The organism is Clostridium sp. ZBS2 (assembly GCF_023845855.1).
GTDB classification, from domain to species: Bacteria; Bacillota; Clostridia; order Clostridiales; family Clostridiaceae; genus Clostridium; species Clostridium aquiflavi.
This window is the reverse complement of sequence record NZ_JAMQIF010000004.1, coordinates 123584-141331: the sequence shown is the minus strand read 5'-3', so window position 1 is coordinate 141331 and position 17748 is coordinate 123584. Positions and strand designations below refer to the sequence as shown.

Below are 17748 nucleotides of genomic sequence, written 5' to 3'. Positions count from 1 at the left end.
CTTAAAATTTTGGCTGATTTATAATTAAAATTATTTTTTTAATCCTTTTTTAGCTACCCATCCTTTAATATTTCTTTGCTTAGCTCTTGCTACTGCAAGGTCACCTTCTTGTACTTCCGATGTAATAGTTGAGCCAGCTGCTATGTAGGTATTATCCCCTACTTCTACTGGTGAAACTAAGTTTGTATTACATCCTATAAAGCTGTGATCCCCAATAATAGTTTTATATTTTTTCTTACCATCATAATTTACTACTACTGTACCACAACCAAAATTACATTCTTTACCTACTTCAGCATCGCCTATATAAGTTAAATGAGATACCTTTGTTCCATCTCCAATAGTAGATTTCTTTATTTCTACAAAGTCACCTATTCTTGCTTTTTCCCCAATTTTACTTTCAGGTCTTATATATGCAAATGGTCCAACAGTGGTATTATTGCCAATACTGCTGTCTAAAATTACAGAAGATTGAATATCTACTTCATTTTTTATAATACTATCCTTTATCCTTGAGTTTTGATATATTATACATCTTTCCCCTATAATAGTATTACCTTCAAAAATATTATTAGGATATATTATAGTATCCTTTCCTATTTCTACATCAATACCTATATATGTTGTTTTAGGATCTATTAATGTAACTCCATTTTCCATATGTTTTAAGTTTATTCTATCTTTAAGTATTTCTTCAGCTTGAGCTAATTGAGCTCTAGAGTTAACCCCTATAGTTTCCTCAAAATCAGTTACAACTGCTCCTATATTATGTCCTGCAGATTTTAATATTTCTATAACATCTGTAAGATAATATTCACCTTGTTCATTATTATTTCTTAGTTTACTTAATGATTCATATAATAATTCTATATCAAAACAATATATAGCAGAGTTCATTTCATTAACTTTTAGTTCTTCTTCATTACAGTCTTTATGTTCTACAATTTTTAATACTTCATTACCACTTCTTATTATTCTTCCATAGCCTGTTGGATCATCAACAATGGCACTTAATATTGTAGCTGCATTTTTTTCTTCAATATGAGTATTAAATAAATTTTTAATAGTAGATTCCTTAATTAAGGGAGTATCTCCAGCAAAAACTGCAACTGTGCCTTTTTTACCTCTTAAAAATTCTGATGCACATTGTACAGCATGACCTGTTCCTAACTGCTCTAATTGAAGTGAATAAGTCACATCCTTTTCTGCAGTTCTTTCTTTAACAAGTTCTGCTCCTTTTCCTATGATTATATTGGCATCTTGTATTCCAGCTTTTCTTATTGTATCTATAACATGATTAACCATTTCTTTTCCACATACTTTATGTAAAACTTTAGGTAAATCTGATTTTATTCTTTTTCCTTGTCCAGCCGCTAAAACTAAGGCACATTTATACATTGTTATCCCACCTCATTTACAAACATACTCTTAACAAAATATATTAATAATATGCTTTAAATTCATACTAATTAATTATATTTGAAACGAATTTTTATTTCAAGTTTTATATAATGCATCTTAAATTTGTACAAAAAATAAAAGGAAGCATTTATCTTCCTCTCATTTTTCCCAATTATTAAACTTTATTCTTCCACTTCTTGTTCTTCAATAGCTTTTTCGTAAGCGCTTAGAATTTCGTTTTGTATCTTTTCCCTTGAATCCATAACTATTGGATGAGCGATGTCTTTAAATTCTCCAGTTGGAGTTTTTCTACTAGGCATAGCTATAAATAACCCATTTTGGCCTTCAATAACTTTAATATCATGTACTACGAATTCGTTATCAAAAGTTACAGAAACTATTGCCTTCATTTTTCCTTCTGAAGAAATTTTTCTAATTCTCACATCTGTGATTTGCATTTTCGTACACCTCCAAGTTGCATTTAAAAATACTTATACTTAACTAAGTTCTCCGAAAATGTTTAAATCCCTTCTAAAATCATCTAAATATTAAGAAATTTGTTTTATTTATACGAATTGTTACAAAAATCTTTTTGAAGGTTGAATTTCCAAAATGGCTTCTTTATCAACAGCTTTTAATTCTACTATGGAAACATATTCATCAACTAACTTTTTATTGATCTCTTTATTATCAACTAATACACCTATTCCTACTAGTTCACTCTCAAATTCTGTTAATAAATCTTTAATTCCAAGAGCTGTTCCTCCAGCCTTCATAAAGTCATCGATAAATATACACCTGCTCTTGGGTTTCATAGATTTTTTTGAAAGAGACATCTGTTGTAATCTTCCACTGCTTCCAGATACATAATTTATACTGACAGTAGTTCCTTCTGTAAATTGACTGTCTCTTCTTGCTATTACTAATTGTACTCCTAAATTTCTAGCTACTTCATAAGCTAAAGGAATTCCTTTTGTTTCAACAGTTATAACATAATCTACATTTTTTTCTTGAAAGCACGATGATAACATAACACCTGCAGTACTAATAATTTCTGGATTATACATCACATCAGTCATATATATTATGTTACCAGGTATTACTCTTCCATCATCCTTTAATTGATCACATAGCTTTAATGCAAAGTCTCTAGCTACATCATCTCCAATCATTGGAATATATTTAATTCCACCTGCAACTCCAGCAATTGTTTCTATTCTTCCCATTTTAAGTTTTTCTAAAAGTTCTCTCACTATAACTATATCTTCACTTATAGTGGATTTTGCTGCATTTAACAATTCTGAAAACTTATTTAAACCTATTATTTTATTTGAATTTTCTATTAAAATTTTTGTTATAGCAACCACTCGGTTGTTTCTGCTTAATTTTTCCATAAAAATCACCCACATCAATTATTCACGAATTATTTTTTGATTAATTATACTTAACATTCATATTTTATTCTAAATTTTACTCAATATCAATGGTTTTTAAATACAAAAGTTCTTAATTACAAAAATTCTTCACATATTTGAAAAAATAGCATAAAATATTTGAGTAATTGTTTTTTTTGTATTTCATTTATGGAAAAATGTATATAATTATAAATAAGTATCCAAATATCATTATAAAGTAATTTACGAGTATTGTTTAGGATATAATTAAATATAGAGGAGTTGATATTTTGTCTTTCGATTTTATAAAAGATAGAGATAAGAAAGTTCACTTTATTGGTATCGGTGGAATCAGTATGAGTGGTCTTGCTGCTGTTTTACTAAATAGTGGATATACAGTTTCAGGTTCAGATTTTAAGGAATCAGAAATACTAAAAAAATTAAGACTTTCTGGAGCTGATATTTACATAGGCCACAGTGAAAAAAACATAAAAGATGTTGATTTAGTAGTTTATACAGCTGCTATACCTGAAAATAATCCTGAACTTATTTATGCTAAAGAAAATAATATAGACTTAATGAATAGAGCAGAATTTTTAGGAAATATCATGAAGGGACATAAATATAATGTTGCTATTTCTGGTGCACATGGAAAAACAACTTGTACTTCTATGCTCTCTAATATAACTTTAAAAGCTAATTTAGATCCAACTATACTTGTTGGTGGAGAATTAGATGTTATTGGTGGTAATTTCAGAATAGGTAGTAGTGATTACTTTATAACAGAAGCTTGTGAATATAAACGTTCATTTTTAAGTTTTTTCCCTTATGTTGGAGTAATTTTAAATATAGATGCTGATCACTTAGACTACTATAAAGATATAGATGAAATCACTGAAACATTTGGACAATTTGCAGATTTAATTCCTAATGATGGTTATTTAATAGGCTATGTTGGTGACTCTAGGGTAAAAGAAATTTTATCTAAAGCTAAATGTAATACTTTAAGTTATGGATTTGAAAACGCTGATATAACTGCTAGAAATATAACTTTCAATGAAAAGGGTTGTGCTTCTTTTGATGTTTATAAACACAATGATAAATTATTTGATTTAACTTTAAGCAATCCTGGAGAACACAATATATTAAATGCACTTTCTTCAATTTGTGTATCACTTGTATTTAATCTTAATTATGATGATATAATATGTGGATTATCAGAATGTAAGGGTGCGCATAAGAGATTTGAATATAAGGGAGAAGTAAATGGTGTTACTGTTATAGATGATTATGCTCATCATCCAGTAGAAATAAAGGCAACTTTAAATACATCAAAGAAAATTCTTCATAACAAAACTTTCTGTGTATTCCAACCACATACTTATACAAGAACTAAAACATTGTTTGATGAATTCACAGATGCATTTTTTGATGCTGATGAAGTTGTTTTAATGGATATTTACGCTGCTCGTGAAAAAGATACTGGATTAGTTTCTTCAAATGATTTAGGAGAAGCTTTAAGAGCTAAAGGCGTTAAATGTACAAATGTCCATTCTCATGATGAAGCATTAAAGTATGTAAATGAAAATGCTAAACCTAATGATTTACTTCTTACAGTTGGTGCTGGTGATGTTGTCATCGTTGGTGAAAAATACCTTAATCAAGGGAAATAATAATATTCTAAAAAAATGATTGAAGTATAGTGAATACCTCAATCATTTTTTAATTAGTACTTTAAATTACTGTAAGTTCTTTTGTTACTGAATTTAGTATTTCTGCACCATCTTTTGTTACTAATACTAAATCCTCTATTCTAACTCCTATGTCATTTTTTAAATATATTCCAGGTTCAATAGAGAATATCATTCCAGCTTTAACCTCTTCATGATTTATTGAGCTTACATCTCCCTTATCATGAGTTTCTAAACCTATACTATGACCTGTTCTATGAGTAAAGAATTCACCATATCCTTTATCATCTATATAGCTTCTTGCAGCAGAATCTATTTCTGAAAATTTCACACCATCTTTTACTTTTTTAATAGCATTTAAGTTTGCTTCTTTAACTATTTCATATATTTCTTTTTTATGGTCATTAGGTTCTTCTCCAAAGAATACAGTCCTAGTCATGTCAGAGCAATAATAATTATATATTCCTCCTATATCTAAAACTATAGTGTCACCTTTCTTTAGCTTTGTACTTCCACATTCACTATGAGGATCTGCTCCATTAGTATCAAATGCTACTATTGGTGTAAATGAAAATCCACTTGCACCCTCTTCTTCATATATTTCAGCAAGTAATCTTTGATAATATTTTTCTGTCATGCCTTCCTTAAGCTCTGATTGAAGTTTTAACATAACTCTATCATTTATTTGTGATGATTTTTTCATAAGTTCAATCTCTTCTGAGTCTTTAATCATTCTTAAGCTATCAATTATTGGAGATGAATTTACAAAGCCTTTTACTACGTTAAGCTCCATTAATCTTATCAAAAATTTAGCACTCCAATCTTTATCTATACCTAAAACTTTATCCTTTTCTAAAACTTTGCTTAATACTTCAACTGAATCATCACTATCTGTATACCAAATAATATCTACACCTAAGTCTTCTTCTATTGGAAAAAGCTTATTAACTATAAATTTATGATTTCCAGAAGAATTTATGTAAAGTGCAATCATTCTTTCTCCTGGCGAAATTCTTTTACCTACAAGATAATAAATTGATGCTGGTGATGTAACTATTATTTGTGAAAGTCCTTGTGACTCCATTTCTTTTATTACTTTTAAAACTCTATGATTTTTCATAAAATCAACCCCTTAACTTAGTAATTATTTTAATAAATTTTGTTTCTGCTTTTAATCTATGTTTTAGTAAAATTTATATATAATTAATCAAAATTGTACATAATTCAATATATAATCAAATATTTAAAACATAGCTTTTCTATATATTATTTGTATATAATAAATTAAAATATTCTATAAAATTTATTATATAACTTTGCATCTAAAAATAATATTATAATGATATAATATATTTAACAATTTTATATTTAAACATAAGGGGAGTTAGTTATGAAAATAGCAATAATTTCAGATATACACGGAAATATTTATTCACTTATTAGAGCATTACAAGATATAGACAATGAAAAAGTGGATTCAATTGTTTGTTTAGGCGATTTAGTTGGATATGGACCACATCCTAATGAAGTTATAGCAATGATTAAAAGAAGAAATATTCTTTGCATTCAAGGAAATTATGATAAATCTGTTATAGATAATGATTATACTTTTATAAGAGAAACTGCAATAAATAGTTTTTCTCTTCCTTGGACATACAATGAGCTTAGAGCACAAAATAGATATTTTTTAAGTAATTTACCATCATCTATTAGTATTAATATTCAAGGCAAAAAAATAATATTTGTTCATGGTAGTCCAAGCATACTTAATCAATATTTATTTGAAGACGCTGAAGATACTAAAAATATAATAGAAACTATGGAAGAAGATATTTTGGTTTGTGCACATACCCATATTCCTTCTATTAAAAGTTTTGGAGAAAAAATGTATATAAATTGTGGTAGTATTGGAAAACCTAAAATAGGTAGACCTAATCTTACTTATTGTTTGTTAGATATAAATGAGATTAGCGGGATTAAAGCGCAGATAAAAGAATTAGAATATGAGTACCCAAGAATCGTAAAAGATATGACTTTATTAAACTTTCCTTCAAAATTAATTAAAAGTTTTGAAAAAGGTTTAGAATAACTCTGTTGCATTTGTAAAAGAAATACTGTAAAATTATACACAATGTAATATTGTAATTACTTTGATGAGAAGAGTACGTTTAGAATATAGTCTTAGCGAGTAAGGGATGGTGTGAGCCTTATACGAAGTCTATTCCGAAGAACATCTCTGAGTTTCTAACCGAAAGTTTTTAATAATTAGTAGGCTTAGACGGGGTCAACCTCGTTAATAATCTAAGAGAAGTCATATAATTTTATATGTTATATGGCAAATTGGGTGGTACCACGAAATAATACTTTCGTCCCATACGGGGACGGGAGTTTTTTTTATACTTTTTTATATTTTATAAAATAAATATTAACTCATTATTATATGTTAATCATATAGATAAATTAAATATTTAATGAATTAAATTATGGAGGTCATGTAAATGAAAAATACAGTTTTAATTAAAAAAATTTATAGAGAAACTGATCAATTTCTTTCAAAGGAAGTAATGATATCAGGTTGGATAAGAACTTTAAGAGCATCTAATGCTTTTGGTTTCATTGAAATAAATGATGGTTCTTTCTTTAAAAATATCCAAGTAGTTTTTGATGACAAATTAGGTAACTTTAAAGAAATTTCAAAATTACCAATAAGCTCTTCAATCTCAGTTGTTGGTACATTAGTTGCTACACCAGATGCTAAGCAACCATTTGAAATTCAAGCTAAAGAAATAGTTATTGAAGGAATGTCAAATTCTGATTACCCACTTCAAAAGAAAAGACATACTTTTGAATACTTAAGATCAATTGCACATTTAAGACCAAGAAGTAACGCATTCTCAGCAACATTTAGAGTACGTTCAGTTGCTGCCTTTGCAATACATAAATTCTTCCAAGAACAAGGTTTTGTATATACTCATACTCCAATAATTACAGGTAGTGACTGTGAAGGTGCTGGAGAAATGTTTAGAGTAACTACTCTTGACCCTAAAGCCCCTGAATTAACTAAAGAAGGAGATATTGATTATACTAAAGACTTCTTTGGTAAAGAAACTAACCTTACTGTTTCTGGTCAATTAAATGCTGAATGTTTTGCATTAGCATTCAGAAATATATATACATTTGGACCTACATTCAGAGCTGAAAATTCTAATACTACAAGACATGCAGCTGAATTCTGGATGATAGAACCTGAAATAGCATTTGCTGATTTACAAGATGATATGGAGCTTGCAGAAGCAATGCTTAAATACGTTATAAAATATGTTATGGATGAATGTCCAGAAGAATTACAATTCTTCAATTCATTTGTTGATAAAGGATTATTAGAAAGATTAAATCATGTTGTTTCATCAGATTTTGCTAAAGTTACATACACAGAAGCTGTTGAAATCTTAGAAAAATGTGATAAAGAATTCGATTATGACGTATCTTGGGGTATCGATTTACAAACTGAACATGAAAGATATCTTACAGAAGAACACTTTAAAAAGCCACTATTTGTAACAGATTATCCTAAAGAAATTAAAGCATTCTACATGAGAATGAATGAAGATAACAAAACTGTTGCTGCAACTGATCTTTTAGTACCAGGCATCGGAGAAATCATTGGTGGTAGCCAAAGAGAAGAAAGACTTGATAAATTAGAAGCTAGAATGGCTGAATTAGGTCTTAAGAAAGAAGATTACTGGTGGTACTTAGAATTAAGAAAATATGGAGAAACTAAACATGCTGGATTTGGTTTAGGATTTGAAAGATTAATCATGTACATCACTGGTATGACAAATATCAGAGACGTAATACCATTCCCTAGAACTCCTGGAACTTCTGAATTCTAGAATTTTAATAAGAAAAGCATTTGAAGTTAAATCTTCAAATGCTTTTTTTATTATTACACATATTAATTTTAAATTTTTCTAATCAAATAATTTTTTTAATTATTTCAATGCCTATTTATATCTCATACATTCATATTGAAACAATTTATATTTCCACAATTGAAATTATAGTTCCTCTTGATTTAACTCTACAATTAACTTTTCCTTTCCAATTTTACATACATCCGGAATAATACAAAACACTGTTAATATAATTGAGCCTATACAAATTAATATCAATGTAGTATAGTCTGGAACTATAAATGTAGTTCCTCCCTCAAATATTGATACTATAAACGATCCAATGGTTCCAATTGTTAATCCTAATATATCGCCAAGTAACAAGAAAACTATTGATTGAGTTATTATCATTTTGCTTAAGTCCTTTTGTTTAAATTTCATACATCTTAAAAGAGCATATTCTTTTCTATTAGAATTTATATTATTTTTAATTGAAGTAATTATTCCAAATATCATTGAGCAATAGAGAATTACTAAACTTAATTTAAAATATTTCCATCGTTCTTCTATAGCTTTATTAGTTTCTGTTAATACATTTTCTAAGGTAGCCCACTTTATTCCTTGATATTCTTGCCTTTTTTCATTTAATAATGTATCTATATTTTTATTAGTTGTATCTATATACATTTTATTTAGACTACCTGAAATATCATTAACTAACTTTGTATTTGACATGTCAATTAATACAGACTGGCGATTCATTAAATTATCATCTTCTATACTACTCACTTCTAAGTTATATTCATACACTTGATCTTTAGTACCTTCCTTAATAGTAATCATATTTTCATATTCATTTTTAAACGTAGGGTTAATAAATTTAAGTTTTTCGCCCACCACAATATTATTTTCTTTAGCATATTCTTCACTTACAACAACCTTATTTTTCCCATCACCATCAAATTTTTTTATTAACCCTTGTTTTTCCATTTCTTCTAAATTACCTAAAGAAAATGTAATGTTTCCTTTACTATCATTTCTTACAATAGCTGTTGTCCCGCCTTCTGTCATAACAGATGCCACTGTATCATCAATTTCATTTACATCATTTAGAAGCTTAAGAGTTGTCTCATAGTTAAGATTATCATCACATGTTAGTACAATATCAGTTAAATACTCTTTTCTATAATACTGTTCACTGTTCAATGTAATTAATTTTACAAAACTTCCTCCAATACTTGTTATGACTATCATTGTGGTTATAGCCAAGATTAATATAGAATTCTTCTTAACTTGAGGTATTAGCATCTTCATTGAAACTTCTCCACTTCTTCCAATGATCAACTTTAGTGGTTTAATTAATAAACTGAAAATTTTATTTATATATAACATTACAAATAAGAAAGAGCTTAAGTATATACATAAAAATCCTCCTATTGCATCTAATAAAGCTTTTGTGTCTGGTGTGATTATACACAATAAAATTATTAAGATTCCAGTAATCAAACTTCCTATCATGGTATATTTCATTAATTTTTTATGCTTAAATTCCACATTGTCATTTTTAGACATCGCTTTTAATGGTAATATTCTAGTAGTTTTAAATACAGGAATTAGTAAAACAATTTGAATTATTAAAAATCCAATTAAAGCAATCTTTAGTATTGGCAAAAAATAATATTCAAAGGTAGTTAAAAATAATTTACATGTTAAAAATGATAATATTGTTCCACTAAGGACTCCTGTAATATTAATCATCATTGTCTGCATTAATACTGTAATAAAAACTTGAAATGACGAACCTCCTATTGCCTTTATTACTGAAAAATCTTTAGTATATTTATATATATATCCTTGAAGATTAGATACTATAAATATTCCACACATGATAAATACTAAACTCCCTAAAAATCCAATGAAATATCGCATAGTATTAATATTCTCATTTAAGTTCTTATCTTCTTGAAATACTTCAACTCTCAAATCTTTATCTAAATTTATTAATTCCTTAGATACTTTAGATATATCATCATTATTTTGTACCTTAACCATCATATAATTAGCTTCTTCCAAAAAGCCTAATATTTCCTTCAATGATTTTCTATTCATGATTGCCATGTTTATAGAATTAGAACTATATGTTTTATCATTGAAAATTTCTATAACCTTATTTTCATTACCATTAACTAATACATTATCTCCCTCATTAACCTTTAAGCTATCAGCTAACTGTTTATTAATAATTATTGTATTTTCTTCAACATCACTATTATATTTATATTTACTTTTACTTAACTCATCATTTTCTACACCTACTGTGTAAGTATCAATTCCATTAATCTTAATCTTTACACCATCTACAATAACTGGTGATATTTTATCTATTCCTTCTAAAGAAGAAGTTTCCTCTAAAAAGTCTTTGGTAATTCTTTTTGAACTATCAATCTCATAACCGCATTGTATTTCAAAAGCTCCAAATTTTTCAAGAGTTTCTTTCTTTAAGTTATTTTCTGAATTTATTGAGAAATTCATAAGTGATGTTATTAATAGAATTGATAAAGCTATTGCAATTATAGATGAAATTGTAATAGCTTTATTAGATATAAAGAATCTTTTTGATAAATCTCTTAAATTCTTAATCATGCTTACTAATAACTCCTTTAAATTTCTCTAATATGATATCAATACTTTCCTTATTATTTTCTTTATTTTCATATTCATCTACAATTTGTCCATCATTAAAAAATAATACTATATCTGCATAACTTGCTACCATAGGATCATGGGTTACAATTATAATACTTTGATTTAACTTTTCTCTCATCATCTTAAATATATTAAGCACTTCTAACGAAGTATTATAATCAAGATTACCTGTAGGTTCATCTGCAAGTAATAGATTAGGTTCTGTAATCGTAGCCCTTGCCACGGCCACCCTTTGTTGCTGTCCTCCTGAAAGTGCTGAAGGTCTATGTTTTTTCCATCTGGTTAGACCAACTAAATCTAATTCTTGCTCAACTTTCTTTTTTATTTCTTTAGACTCTACGCCCTGTAAAATTAATGGCAGAGCTACATTTTCTTCAACACTTAAATCCCTCAATAAATTAAATGACTGAAAAATAAATCCTATATTTTCACTTCTATATTCAGTTGCAAAAGGTTCTATGTGATAGTCTTGTTGCAATTTTCCATTGATATACACCTTACCTGAATCTGGTGAATCTAGTGCTCCAAGTATATTTAGAAGTGTGCTTTTTCCTGATCCACTGCTCCCCATAATTGCAAGTAATTCCCCTTTATTTAGAGAAAAACTAACATCTTTTAAAGCCCATATTTTATTTATCTTTATCCCATACGATTTTGAAATCTTTTCAACTCTTAATACTTCCATACCATATCCCCTATCTATAATAACTCGCTTGAGCTTCATACATATTTTTATATTCACCATTATTATTTATTAATTCTTTATGTGAACCTTTTTCAATAATTTTCCCATCTTTCATTACTATAATTATATAAGTAGTAAACCAATAAAAAATTTAAAATAAGTCCTGACTTCATAAACTTAAATGTAAAATCATCAAGATAAATTATGTAATTATATCCATAATAACATATAATTGTTTTTTGATTTATGATACCATTTAATATTAAATAATACAATTATATGAAATAGTTAATATGCTAAAATTTATAATTATACATTTTTAGGGATCATATAATTTATTTTTCAATTGCAATTACAAATTTAAAATATAGAATTTAATTAGAGTTTGTATTAATCAGATAAAGAGAACAACAACAATGGATTTCAACCTATGATTAAGATTAAATTATTTACAATTCGAAGCCAATGCATTGGATGAAAATAAAGAAATGATTACTCGATTTGAAGAGCAACAAAATAAACATTTTAATTCTTATATAGATAAATTCTACAATGAAATTAAATCTATAAATAAAAAAGTAAATATTACAGTATTCTCATCTACAAAGTGCCAAGAGGCTACAACTAATACTCTTTTTTTATACTGTTTCTATATCAAATAATAAATATGTTACAAAAATCATCTAATACAATTATTAATTATAGTTAATACATAATTAACTTTATAAATACAAATTATATTAAATAATACAAAATATATAAAATAATCTAAAATATTATTTAATAAGTATTGTCAATTAATAATATTTGTTTTATAATAAAAATATGAAATACAGAGAGATAGGAGCGAAGTAATATGAGTAATAAAGAAAATTTAAACAAAAAAAATGAATGTAATTGTACAGATAAATATGAAGTAACTTTTGAAGAAGAAAAGGTTAAAGTAGATCCATCAAAGCCATGTGATTCAAGTAATCCAGATTATCCATGGGTTTCATGTGGTATAGATAAAAAAACTAAAGATAGTGAAGAAAAATAACTACTTTTTTTAAAATTTTTTATTTAAGAAAATAAAGATAAAAATGAACCTATATTAAACTATAGGTTCATTTTTTATATGTTTTAATAATTATTTTATAGCCCCTTTAGTAACTCCATCGATAATACCTTTTTGTGCTACTAAGTAGAATAATAATATAGGTATTAACGCTAATAAGTATGATGCAAATGCTAAATTATAGTCTGTTCCAAATTGTGATTGGAATATAAATTGAACTAAAGGAATAGTTGCAAAGTCCGGGTTACTTAATATTACAAGTGGTAACATAACATCATTCCAACACCATAATGCTGTTAAAATTGCTACTGTTGCATGTATTGGTTTTAACATTGGAAATATTATTTTAAAAAATACTTGCCAAGTACTTGCTCCATCTATCAATGCTGCTTCTTCTAATTCTATTGGTATAGATTTTAGAAAACCTACATATAAAAATACATTAGAAGATAGTCCATACACTGTATATAAAAGAAGTAATCCAATTATATTATCCATATTCCAAACACTAACTTGCTTTACAAGTGGAAGCATTATAATTGGAAATGGTACAAACATAGCACTTAAAAAATAATAGTACATCGCTTTATATGTTTTTTTATGCATATTTCTTGCTATTGCATAACCAACCATTGAATTAGTGATAAGTGTTAATATAACAGTTGTTATTGTAATAGTTAAACTGTTTTTTAATGCATTAAAGAAATTAGTCATTTCTATAGCTTTAGTAAAGTTTTCAAAATGAAACACTTTTGGTAATGAAAAGATTCCGTTCATCATATCTTGTGGTGATTTCAATGCTATAAGTACTGTTATTAATAATGGAAAAAGTACAGTTATAGTTCCTAAAATCATTAGTATTGTTACAAACCAATTTGTTTTCTCATCTTTATTTACTTTAGATTCTTTATTTTTTCTTGATTTATTAGCTACTGCGAACATTATAATTGCATCTCCCTTCTTTCAAGGATTCTTAGTTGTAATAATGATATTGCTACTACTACTATGAAATAAATAACTGAGTTTGCTGATTGGTATCCAAATTGACTACCATCAAAACCAGCTTTGTATATTAATACAGCTATAGATTCTGTTGATCCTGAAGGACCACCACCAGTAAGTGATATAATTTGATCGAATACATTTAAGAAATTTTTCATTGCAAGCACCATATTTATAGTGAAAAATGGAGCTAGTAAAGGAAACGTTATCTTTTTGAATTGTATCCATTTATTCGCACCATCAATTGCACTTGCTTCATATACATCTTCTGAAATAGTTTGAAGTCCAGAAATATATATTATTGTGTTAAATGCAATAGCTTGCCAAGATGCTACTATAACAACCCCAAGCCATGCCAAATTAGGATTTCCAAGTATGCTTTTACTTAAAACTTCGCTTCCTATCGCTTGCCCTGCACTTGTTAGTATAAATGTAAATATATAATTGAATATATATCCAACTATTAATCCACCTAAAATATTAGGAATAAAATAAATACCTCTTAAAGTACTTTTGAATTTTATTTTAGAATTTAATCCTACTGCTAAAATTAAGCTTATTACATTTACTATAATTGTTGAAAGTAAAGCAAATTTAAATGTAAACATATATGAATTAATTATTCTTTCATCTGAGAATATACTTATATAATTCTTTATACCTACAAATCTAAAAGTTCCAAATCCTCTCCAGTTTGTAAAACTATAAGATATACCCTTTAGTAAAGGTAATGTATGAAAAATAAAAAATAGAATTACTGCTGGTATTGACATTAATAAGAACACTCTTCTTTTCTCTTTCATGCTCGTTCACCCCTATAACTTATTTTATTGCTGTGATCTATTCCATCTGTCATCTAAACTATTTAAAAGCTTTTCTATATCCTTATCAAATAAATAAGCTTGAGCTAAATCTCCAACTTGCATTGATGCTGGATAATGGTGATCAGGAAAATCTAAAACCATTCCATTTTTAAAATATGGATTCAAATCTTCTACAGTTTTATCTTGTTGATATATATTATTAATTGCTGGAATTGCAAACTGCTCTTTTGCATATAGTTCTACATTCTCATTCTTAGTCATAAAATCTAAAAATTTAATTGCCGCTTCTTTATGCTTAGAATCCTTAGGTACTGCAAATAGTAAATCGATACCTGAAACAACATTGTTCTTGCTTGCATCATTATTTGTTGGCAATACAAACATTCCTAAATTCATATCTGGATTTATCTTTAATATTTCTGGAATAACCCAATTTCCTTGTATCATCATTGCTGCATTTCCTTGAGCAAAAGATACATTTCCATCATTGTATCCGATTCCAAAATTATCATTGTGACCATATTCCATTAACTTTTCCATCTTTTCAGCTATTGGTTTATATTCATCTCTAAATGTAACTTCATTTTTTCTACGTTCAATAAAAAAGTCTTCAGATTGAGTATTAGCTGTTATAGCATTCCAAGCTGGCATGGCAGTCCATGCATCCTTTAATGTAAAGTAAAATGGTGTAGTTCCTGCTTCTTTTATCTTTTCAGCAGTATCTATAAATTCATCCCATGTAGTTGGAACTTTTAATTTTAATTTTTCAAAAATATCTTTATTGTAAACTACTCCTCCAGCATTACATGCATAAGGTATTCCACATAAAGTGTCACTAGGTTCAAACTCTAAGCTTTTTAAAACATTAACGTAAGCAGGTTGTATTCTATCTATAATATTTTTTTGACTAGATAAATCTTCTAAAATGCCTGCATCTACAAAGTCTCCATAATTCATCTCCCCAGCTATTGTTAATATATCTGGAACATCATTCTTTACTAATCTTGTTTTTAATACTGTCATAGCTTGAGCTGGTGAACTAATAATTACATCTATATCAGGATTTTCTTTTTCAAATTTTTCTTCAAAATTTTTAAATGTATTTATTGCTTCTGCTTTACTTAAAAAAACTTCTACTTGTTCTTTTCCATCTGCATTTTTAATATCATTGCTTTTACAACCAGTTAAAAGTGATGTAGAAAAAATACAAATTGTTAAGCAACTAATAAGAATTTTTGTAATCTTCATTATGCCAACTACTTTTCTATAGTACTTAATACTCATAGAAAAATAGTATTCACCTCCTATTTTTTATAATCTTTGTTGACTATATATCTTGTTTCAGGAATCGTTCCCAAAACAAGATATATCATTATTAAATAAGATATGCTCTACATTCGTAAGGTCTTAAGCTTATATTCTCTAATGTTTCTTCTTTACATTCATCATAGTTTGCTATAAGAAGTTTTTTGTATTTTGATTTTATATTATTAGGTAATTTAAATTCTGAAGTATTGCTAGAGAAATTACATATTACTAATAATTGTTCTTCATTTAATGTTCTTACATATGCATATATCTCTTCACTATCATCTAAAATTAAATCGTAATTTCCATAAACAATAATTTCATTATCTTTTCTTATTTTTATAAGCTCTTTATAATAATTAAAAATAGAATCTTTATTATCTACCTGACTTTCAGCATTTATTTTATTGTAGTTAGAGTTAACCTTAATCCAAGGAATACCTGTTGTAAATCCTGCATTTATACTGCTATCCCATTGCATAGGTGTACGTGCATTATCTCTGCCTCTATCATGAATTCCTTCCATCATTTCATCATGCGATCTTCCTTTTTTAACAACTAGATCATTGTATGCATTTATAATTTCTATATCTTTATAATCATTTAAATCATCAAATGCAACATTAGTCATACCAATTTCTTCACCTTGATAAATATAAGGAGTTCCTTTCATCATATGAAGACATGTAGCTAACATCTTAGCTGATTCTTTCCAATATTTCTTATCATCCCCAAATCTTGAAACTACCCTTGGTTGATCGTGATTATTCCAATATAAGCTGTTCCAGCCTGAATCTTCTAACCCTTTTTGCCATTTAGTCATTATTTTCTTTAAATCTGTTAACTTAAATGAATTCTTATGCCATTTTCCATACTTTCCATTACCTAAGTCTGTATGTTCAAATTGAAATACCATATTAAGTTCGTTTCTGTCTTCCCCAGTATATAACTTAGCTTCTTCAATACTTACACCTGGCATTTCTCCAACTGTTATTAAATTTTTACCTCTTAAAACCTTTTCATTCATTTCTTCTAAAAACTCATGTATTCTTGGTCCATTCATTGAATACTTACTAAAATCTCCATTTACACCATCAGGGAACTCTTGATTTTTAGAAATAAAATTAATAACATCCATTCTAAATCCATCTATTCCCTTATCTAACCACCATTGCATCATAGAATAAACATCATTTCTTAATTCACTATTTTCCCAGTTTAAATCTGGTTGTTTTTTAGAGAATAAATGCAAGTAATACATATCTGTTTCTTCATCATATTGCCATGCTGGACCGCTAAAACAAGATGTCCAATTATTTGGTGGTTGACCATCTTTACCTTTTTTCCATACATAATAATCTCTATACTTGCTAGTTTCTGATTTTCTGCTTTCTACAAACCATTGATGTTCATCTGATGTATGATTTACAACTAAATCCATCATTATTTTAATTCCTTTTTCATGAGCTGATTTAAGTAACTCATCAAAGTCATTCATAGTACCAAATTCAGTCATTATATCTTTATAATCACTTATATCATATCCATTGTCATCATTAGGTGATTTATATACAGGTGAAAGCCAAATTACATCTATACCTAATTCTTTTAAGTAATCTAACTTTTCTATAATTCCTCTTATATCCCCAATTCCATCTCCATTACTATCCTTAAAACTTCTTGGATAAATTTGATATACTACACTTTCTCTCCACCAATTCTTTTTCATAAAAACTCCTCCTTTTTATTTTATAAATAAATACTATGTTTTAAATATATGTTTATAT

The 17748-nt window shown here is 27.4% G+C and carries 14 protein-coding genes and 1 other annotated feature; of the genes, 4 read left to right on the top strand and 10 right to left on the bottom strand.

The window, feature by feature from the left end:
• Positions 1-30: 30 nt before the first annotated feature.
• The 3 genes from glmU to purR form a co-directional block, all read right to left on the bottom strand.
• Complete coding sequence (gene glmU / locus NG918_RS01910) at positions 31-1398, bottom strand: bifunctional UDP-N-acetylglucosamine diphosphorylase/glucosamine-1-phosphate N-acetyltransferase GlmU (protein ID WP_252224243.1); 1368 nt, start codon at positions 1396-1398, stop codon at positions 31-33.
• A gap of 185 nt (positions 1399-1583) precedes the next feature.
• Positions 1584-1859, bottom strand: coding sequence for a septation regulator SpoVG (gene spoVG, locus NG918_RS01905; protein WP_252215951.1), 276 nt, complete (start codon positions 1857-1859; stop codon positions 1584-1586).
• 120 nt (positions 1860-1979) lie between these two features.
• On the bottom strand, positions 1980-2795 hold the full coding sequence (gene purR, locus NG918_RS01900) for a pur operon repressor (protein WP_252215953.1): 816 nt from the start codon (positions 2793-2795) through the stop codon (positions 1980-1982).
• Between the two features lie 290 nt (positions 2796-3085).
• On the opposite strand from purR, the gene murC reads away from it, so the two are divergent.
• Positions 3086-4468: a UDP-N-acetylmuramate--L-alanine ligase gene (gene murC, locus NG918_RS01895; protein ID WP_252215955.1), complete on the top strand. Its 1383-nt coding sequence runs from the start codon at positions 3086-3088 to the stop codon at positions 4466-4468.
• A gap of 61 nt (positions 4469-4529) precedes the next feature.
• On the opposite strand, the gene NG918_RS01890 is transcribed toward murC, so the two are convergent.
• A complete protein-coding gene (locus tag NG918_RS01890; RefSeq protein ID WP_252224241.1) occupies positions 4530-5606 on the bottom strand; it encodes a M24 family metallopeptidase in 1077 nt (358 codons plus the stop codon).
• A gap of 270 nt (positions 5607-5876) precedes the next feature.
• On the opposite strand from NG918_RS01890, the gene NG918_RS01885 reads away from it, so the two are divergent.
• Entirely contained in the window at positions 5877-6575 is a 699-nt protein-coding gene (locus NG918_RS01885; RefSeq protein ID WP_252215958.1) for a metallophosphoesterase family protein, read from the top strand.
• Positions 6576-6627: 52 nt separating this feature from the next.
• Positions 6628-6863, top strand: a binding site (T-box leader).
• Positions 6864-6984: 121 nt separating this feature from the next.
• Complete coding sequence (gene asnS, locus NG918_RS01880) at positions 6985-8379, top strand: asparagine--tRNA ligase (protein WP_252215961.1); 1395 nt, start codon at positions 6985-6987, stop codon at positions 8377-8379.
• Positions 8380-8544: 165 nt separating this feature from the next.
• Here asnS and NG918_RS01875 read toward each other — a convergent pair whose 3' ends face one another.
• Both NG918_RS01875 and NG918_RS01870 read right to left on the bottom strand, forming a co-directional pair.
• On the bottom strand, positions 8545-11022 hold the full coding sequence (locus NG918_RS01875) for an ABC transporter permease (RefSeq protein ID WP_252215976.1): 2478 nt from the start codon (positions 11020-11022) through the stop codon (positions 8545-8547).
• Positions 11015-11770 (bottom strand): ABC transporter ATP-binding protein, encoded by a 756-nt coding sequence (locus NG918_RS01870; RefSeq protein ID WP_252215979.1) that lies wholly within the window; start codon positions 11768-11770, stop codon positions 11015-11017. Before NG918_RS01870 ends, NG918_RS01875 begins: the two co-directional genes overlap by 8 nt.
• 856 nt (positions 11771-12626) lie before the next feature.
• Between NG918_RS01870 and NG918_RS01865 the strand changes: the two genes are divergently transcribed.
• Positions 12627-12809, top strand: a complete 183-nt coding sequence (locus NG918_RS01865) for a hypothetical protein (RefSeq protein ID WP_252215982.1) — start codon at positions 12627-12629, stop codon at positions 12807-12809.
• A 90-nt stretch (positions 12810-12899) separates the two neighbouring features.
• Here NG918_RS01865 and NG918_RS01860 read toward each other — a convergent pair whose 3' ends face one another.
• From NG918_RS01860 to NG918_RS01845, 4 genes are all read right to left on the bottom strand, one after another.
• Complete coding sequence (locus NG918_RS01860) at positions 12900-13769, bottom strand: carbohydrate ABC transporter permease (RefSeq protein WP_252215985.1); 870 nt, start codon at positions 13767-13769, stop codon at positions 12900-12902.
• The gene (locus NG918_RS01855; protein WP_252215988.1) at positions 13769-14632 is read right to left on the bottom strand and encodes a carbohydrate ABC transporter permease; all 864 of its coding nucleotides are present in this window, start codon (positions 14630-14632) and stop codon (positions 13769-13771) included. The genes NG918_RS01860 and NG918_RS01855 overlap by 1 nt, the downstream gene beginning before the upstream one ends.
• A gap of 24 nt (positions 14633-14656) precedes the next feature.
• Positions 14657-15937: an ABC transporter substrate-binding protein gene (locus NG918_RS01850; protein ID WP_252215991.1), complete on the bottom strand. Its 1281-nt coding sequence runs from the start codon at positions 15935-15937 to the stop codon at positions 14657-14659.
• Positions 15938-16028: 91 nt separating this feature from the next.
• Complete coding sequence (locus NG918_RS01845; RefSeq protein WP_252224237.1) at positions 16029-17690, bottom strand: glycoside hydrolase family 13 protein; 1662 nt, start codon at positions 17688-17690, stop codon at positions 16029-16031.
• Positions 17691-17748: the final 58 nt, after the last annotated feature.

Bases quoted from the DNA above. Each gene is read 5' to 3' on its own strand.
- glmU (WP_252224243.1), bottom strand. From the start codon at position 1,398: ATGTATAAATGTGCCTTAGTTTTAGCGGCTGGACAAGGAAAAAGAATA.
- spoVG (WP_252215951.1), bottom strand. From the start codon at position 1,859: ATGCAAATCACAGATGTGAGAATTAGAAAAATTTCTTCAGAAGGAAAA.
- purR (WP_252215953.1), bottom strand. From the start codon at position 2,795: ATGGAAAAATTAAGCAGAAACAACCGAGTGGTTGCTATAACAAAAATT.
- NG918_RS01890 (WP_252224241.1), bottom strand. From the start codon at position 5,606: ATGAAAAATCATAGAGTTTTAAAAGTAATAAAAGAAATGGAGTCACAA.
- NG918_RS01885 (WP_252215958.1), top strand. From the start codon at position 5,877: ATGAAAATAGCAATAATTTCAGATATACACGGAAATATTTATTCACTT.
- asnS (WP_252215961.1), top strand. From the start codon at position 6,985: ATGAAAAATACAGTTTTAATTAAAAAAATTTATAGAGAAACTGATCAA.
- NG918_RS01875 (WP_252215976.1), bottom strand. From the start codon at position 11,022: ATGATTAAGAATTTAAGAGATTTATCAAAAAGATTCTTTATATCTAAT.
- NG918_RS01870 (WP_252215979.1), bottom strand. From the start codon at position 11,770: ATGGAAGTATTAAGAGTTGAAAAGATTTCAAAATCGTATGGGATAAAG.
- NG918_RS01865 (WP_252215982.1), top strand. From the start codon at position 12,627: ATGAGTAATAAAGAAAATTTAAACAAAAAAAATGAATGTAATTGTACA.
- NG918_RS01860 (WP_252215985.1), bottom strand. From the start codon at position 13,769: ATGTTCGCAGTAGCTAATAAATCAAGAAAAAATAAAGAATCTAAAGTA.
- NG918_RS01855 (WP_252215988.1), bottom strand. From the start codon at position 14,632: ATGAAAGAGAAAAGAAGAGTGTTCTTATTAATGTCAATACCAGCAGTA.
- NG918_RS01850 (WP_252215991.1), bottom strand. From the start codon at position 15,937: ATGAGTATTAAGTACTATAGAAAAGTAGTTGGCATAATGAAGATTACA.
- NG918_RS01845 (WP_252224237.1), bottom strand. From the start codon at position 17,690: ATGAAAAAGAATTGGTGGAGAGAAAGTGTAGTATATCAAATTTATCCA.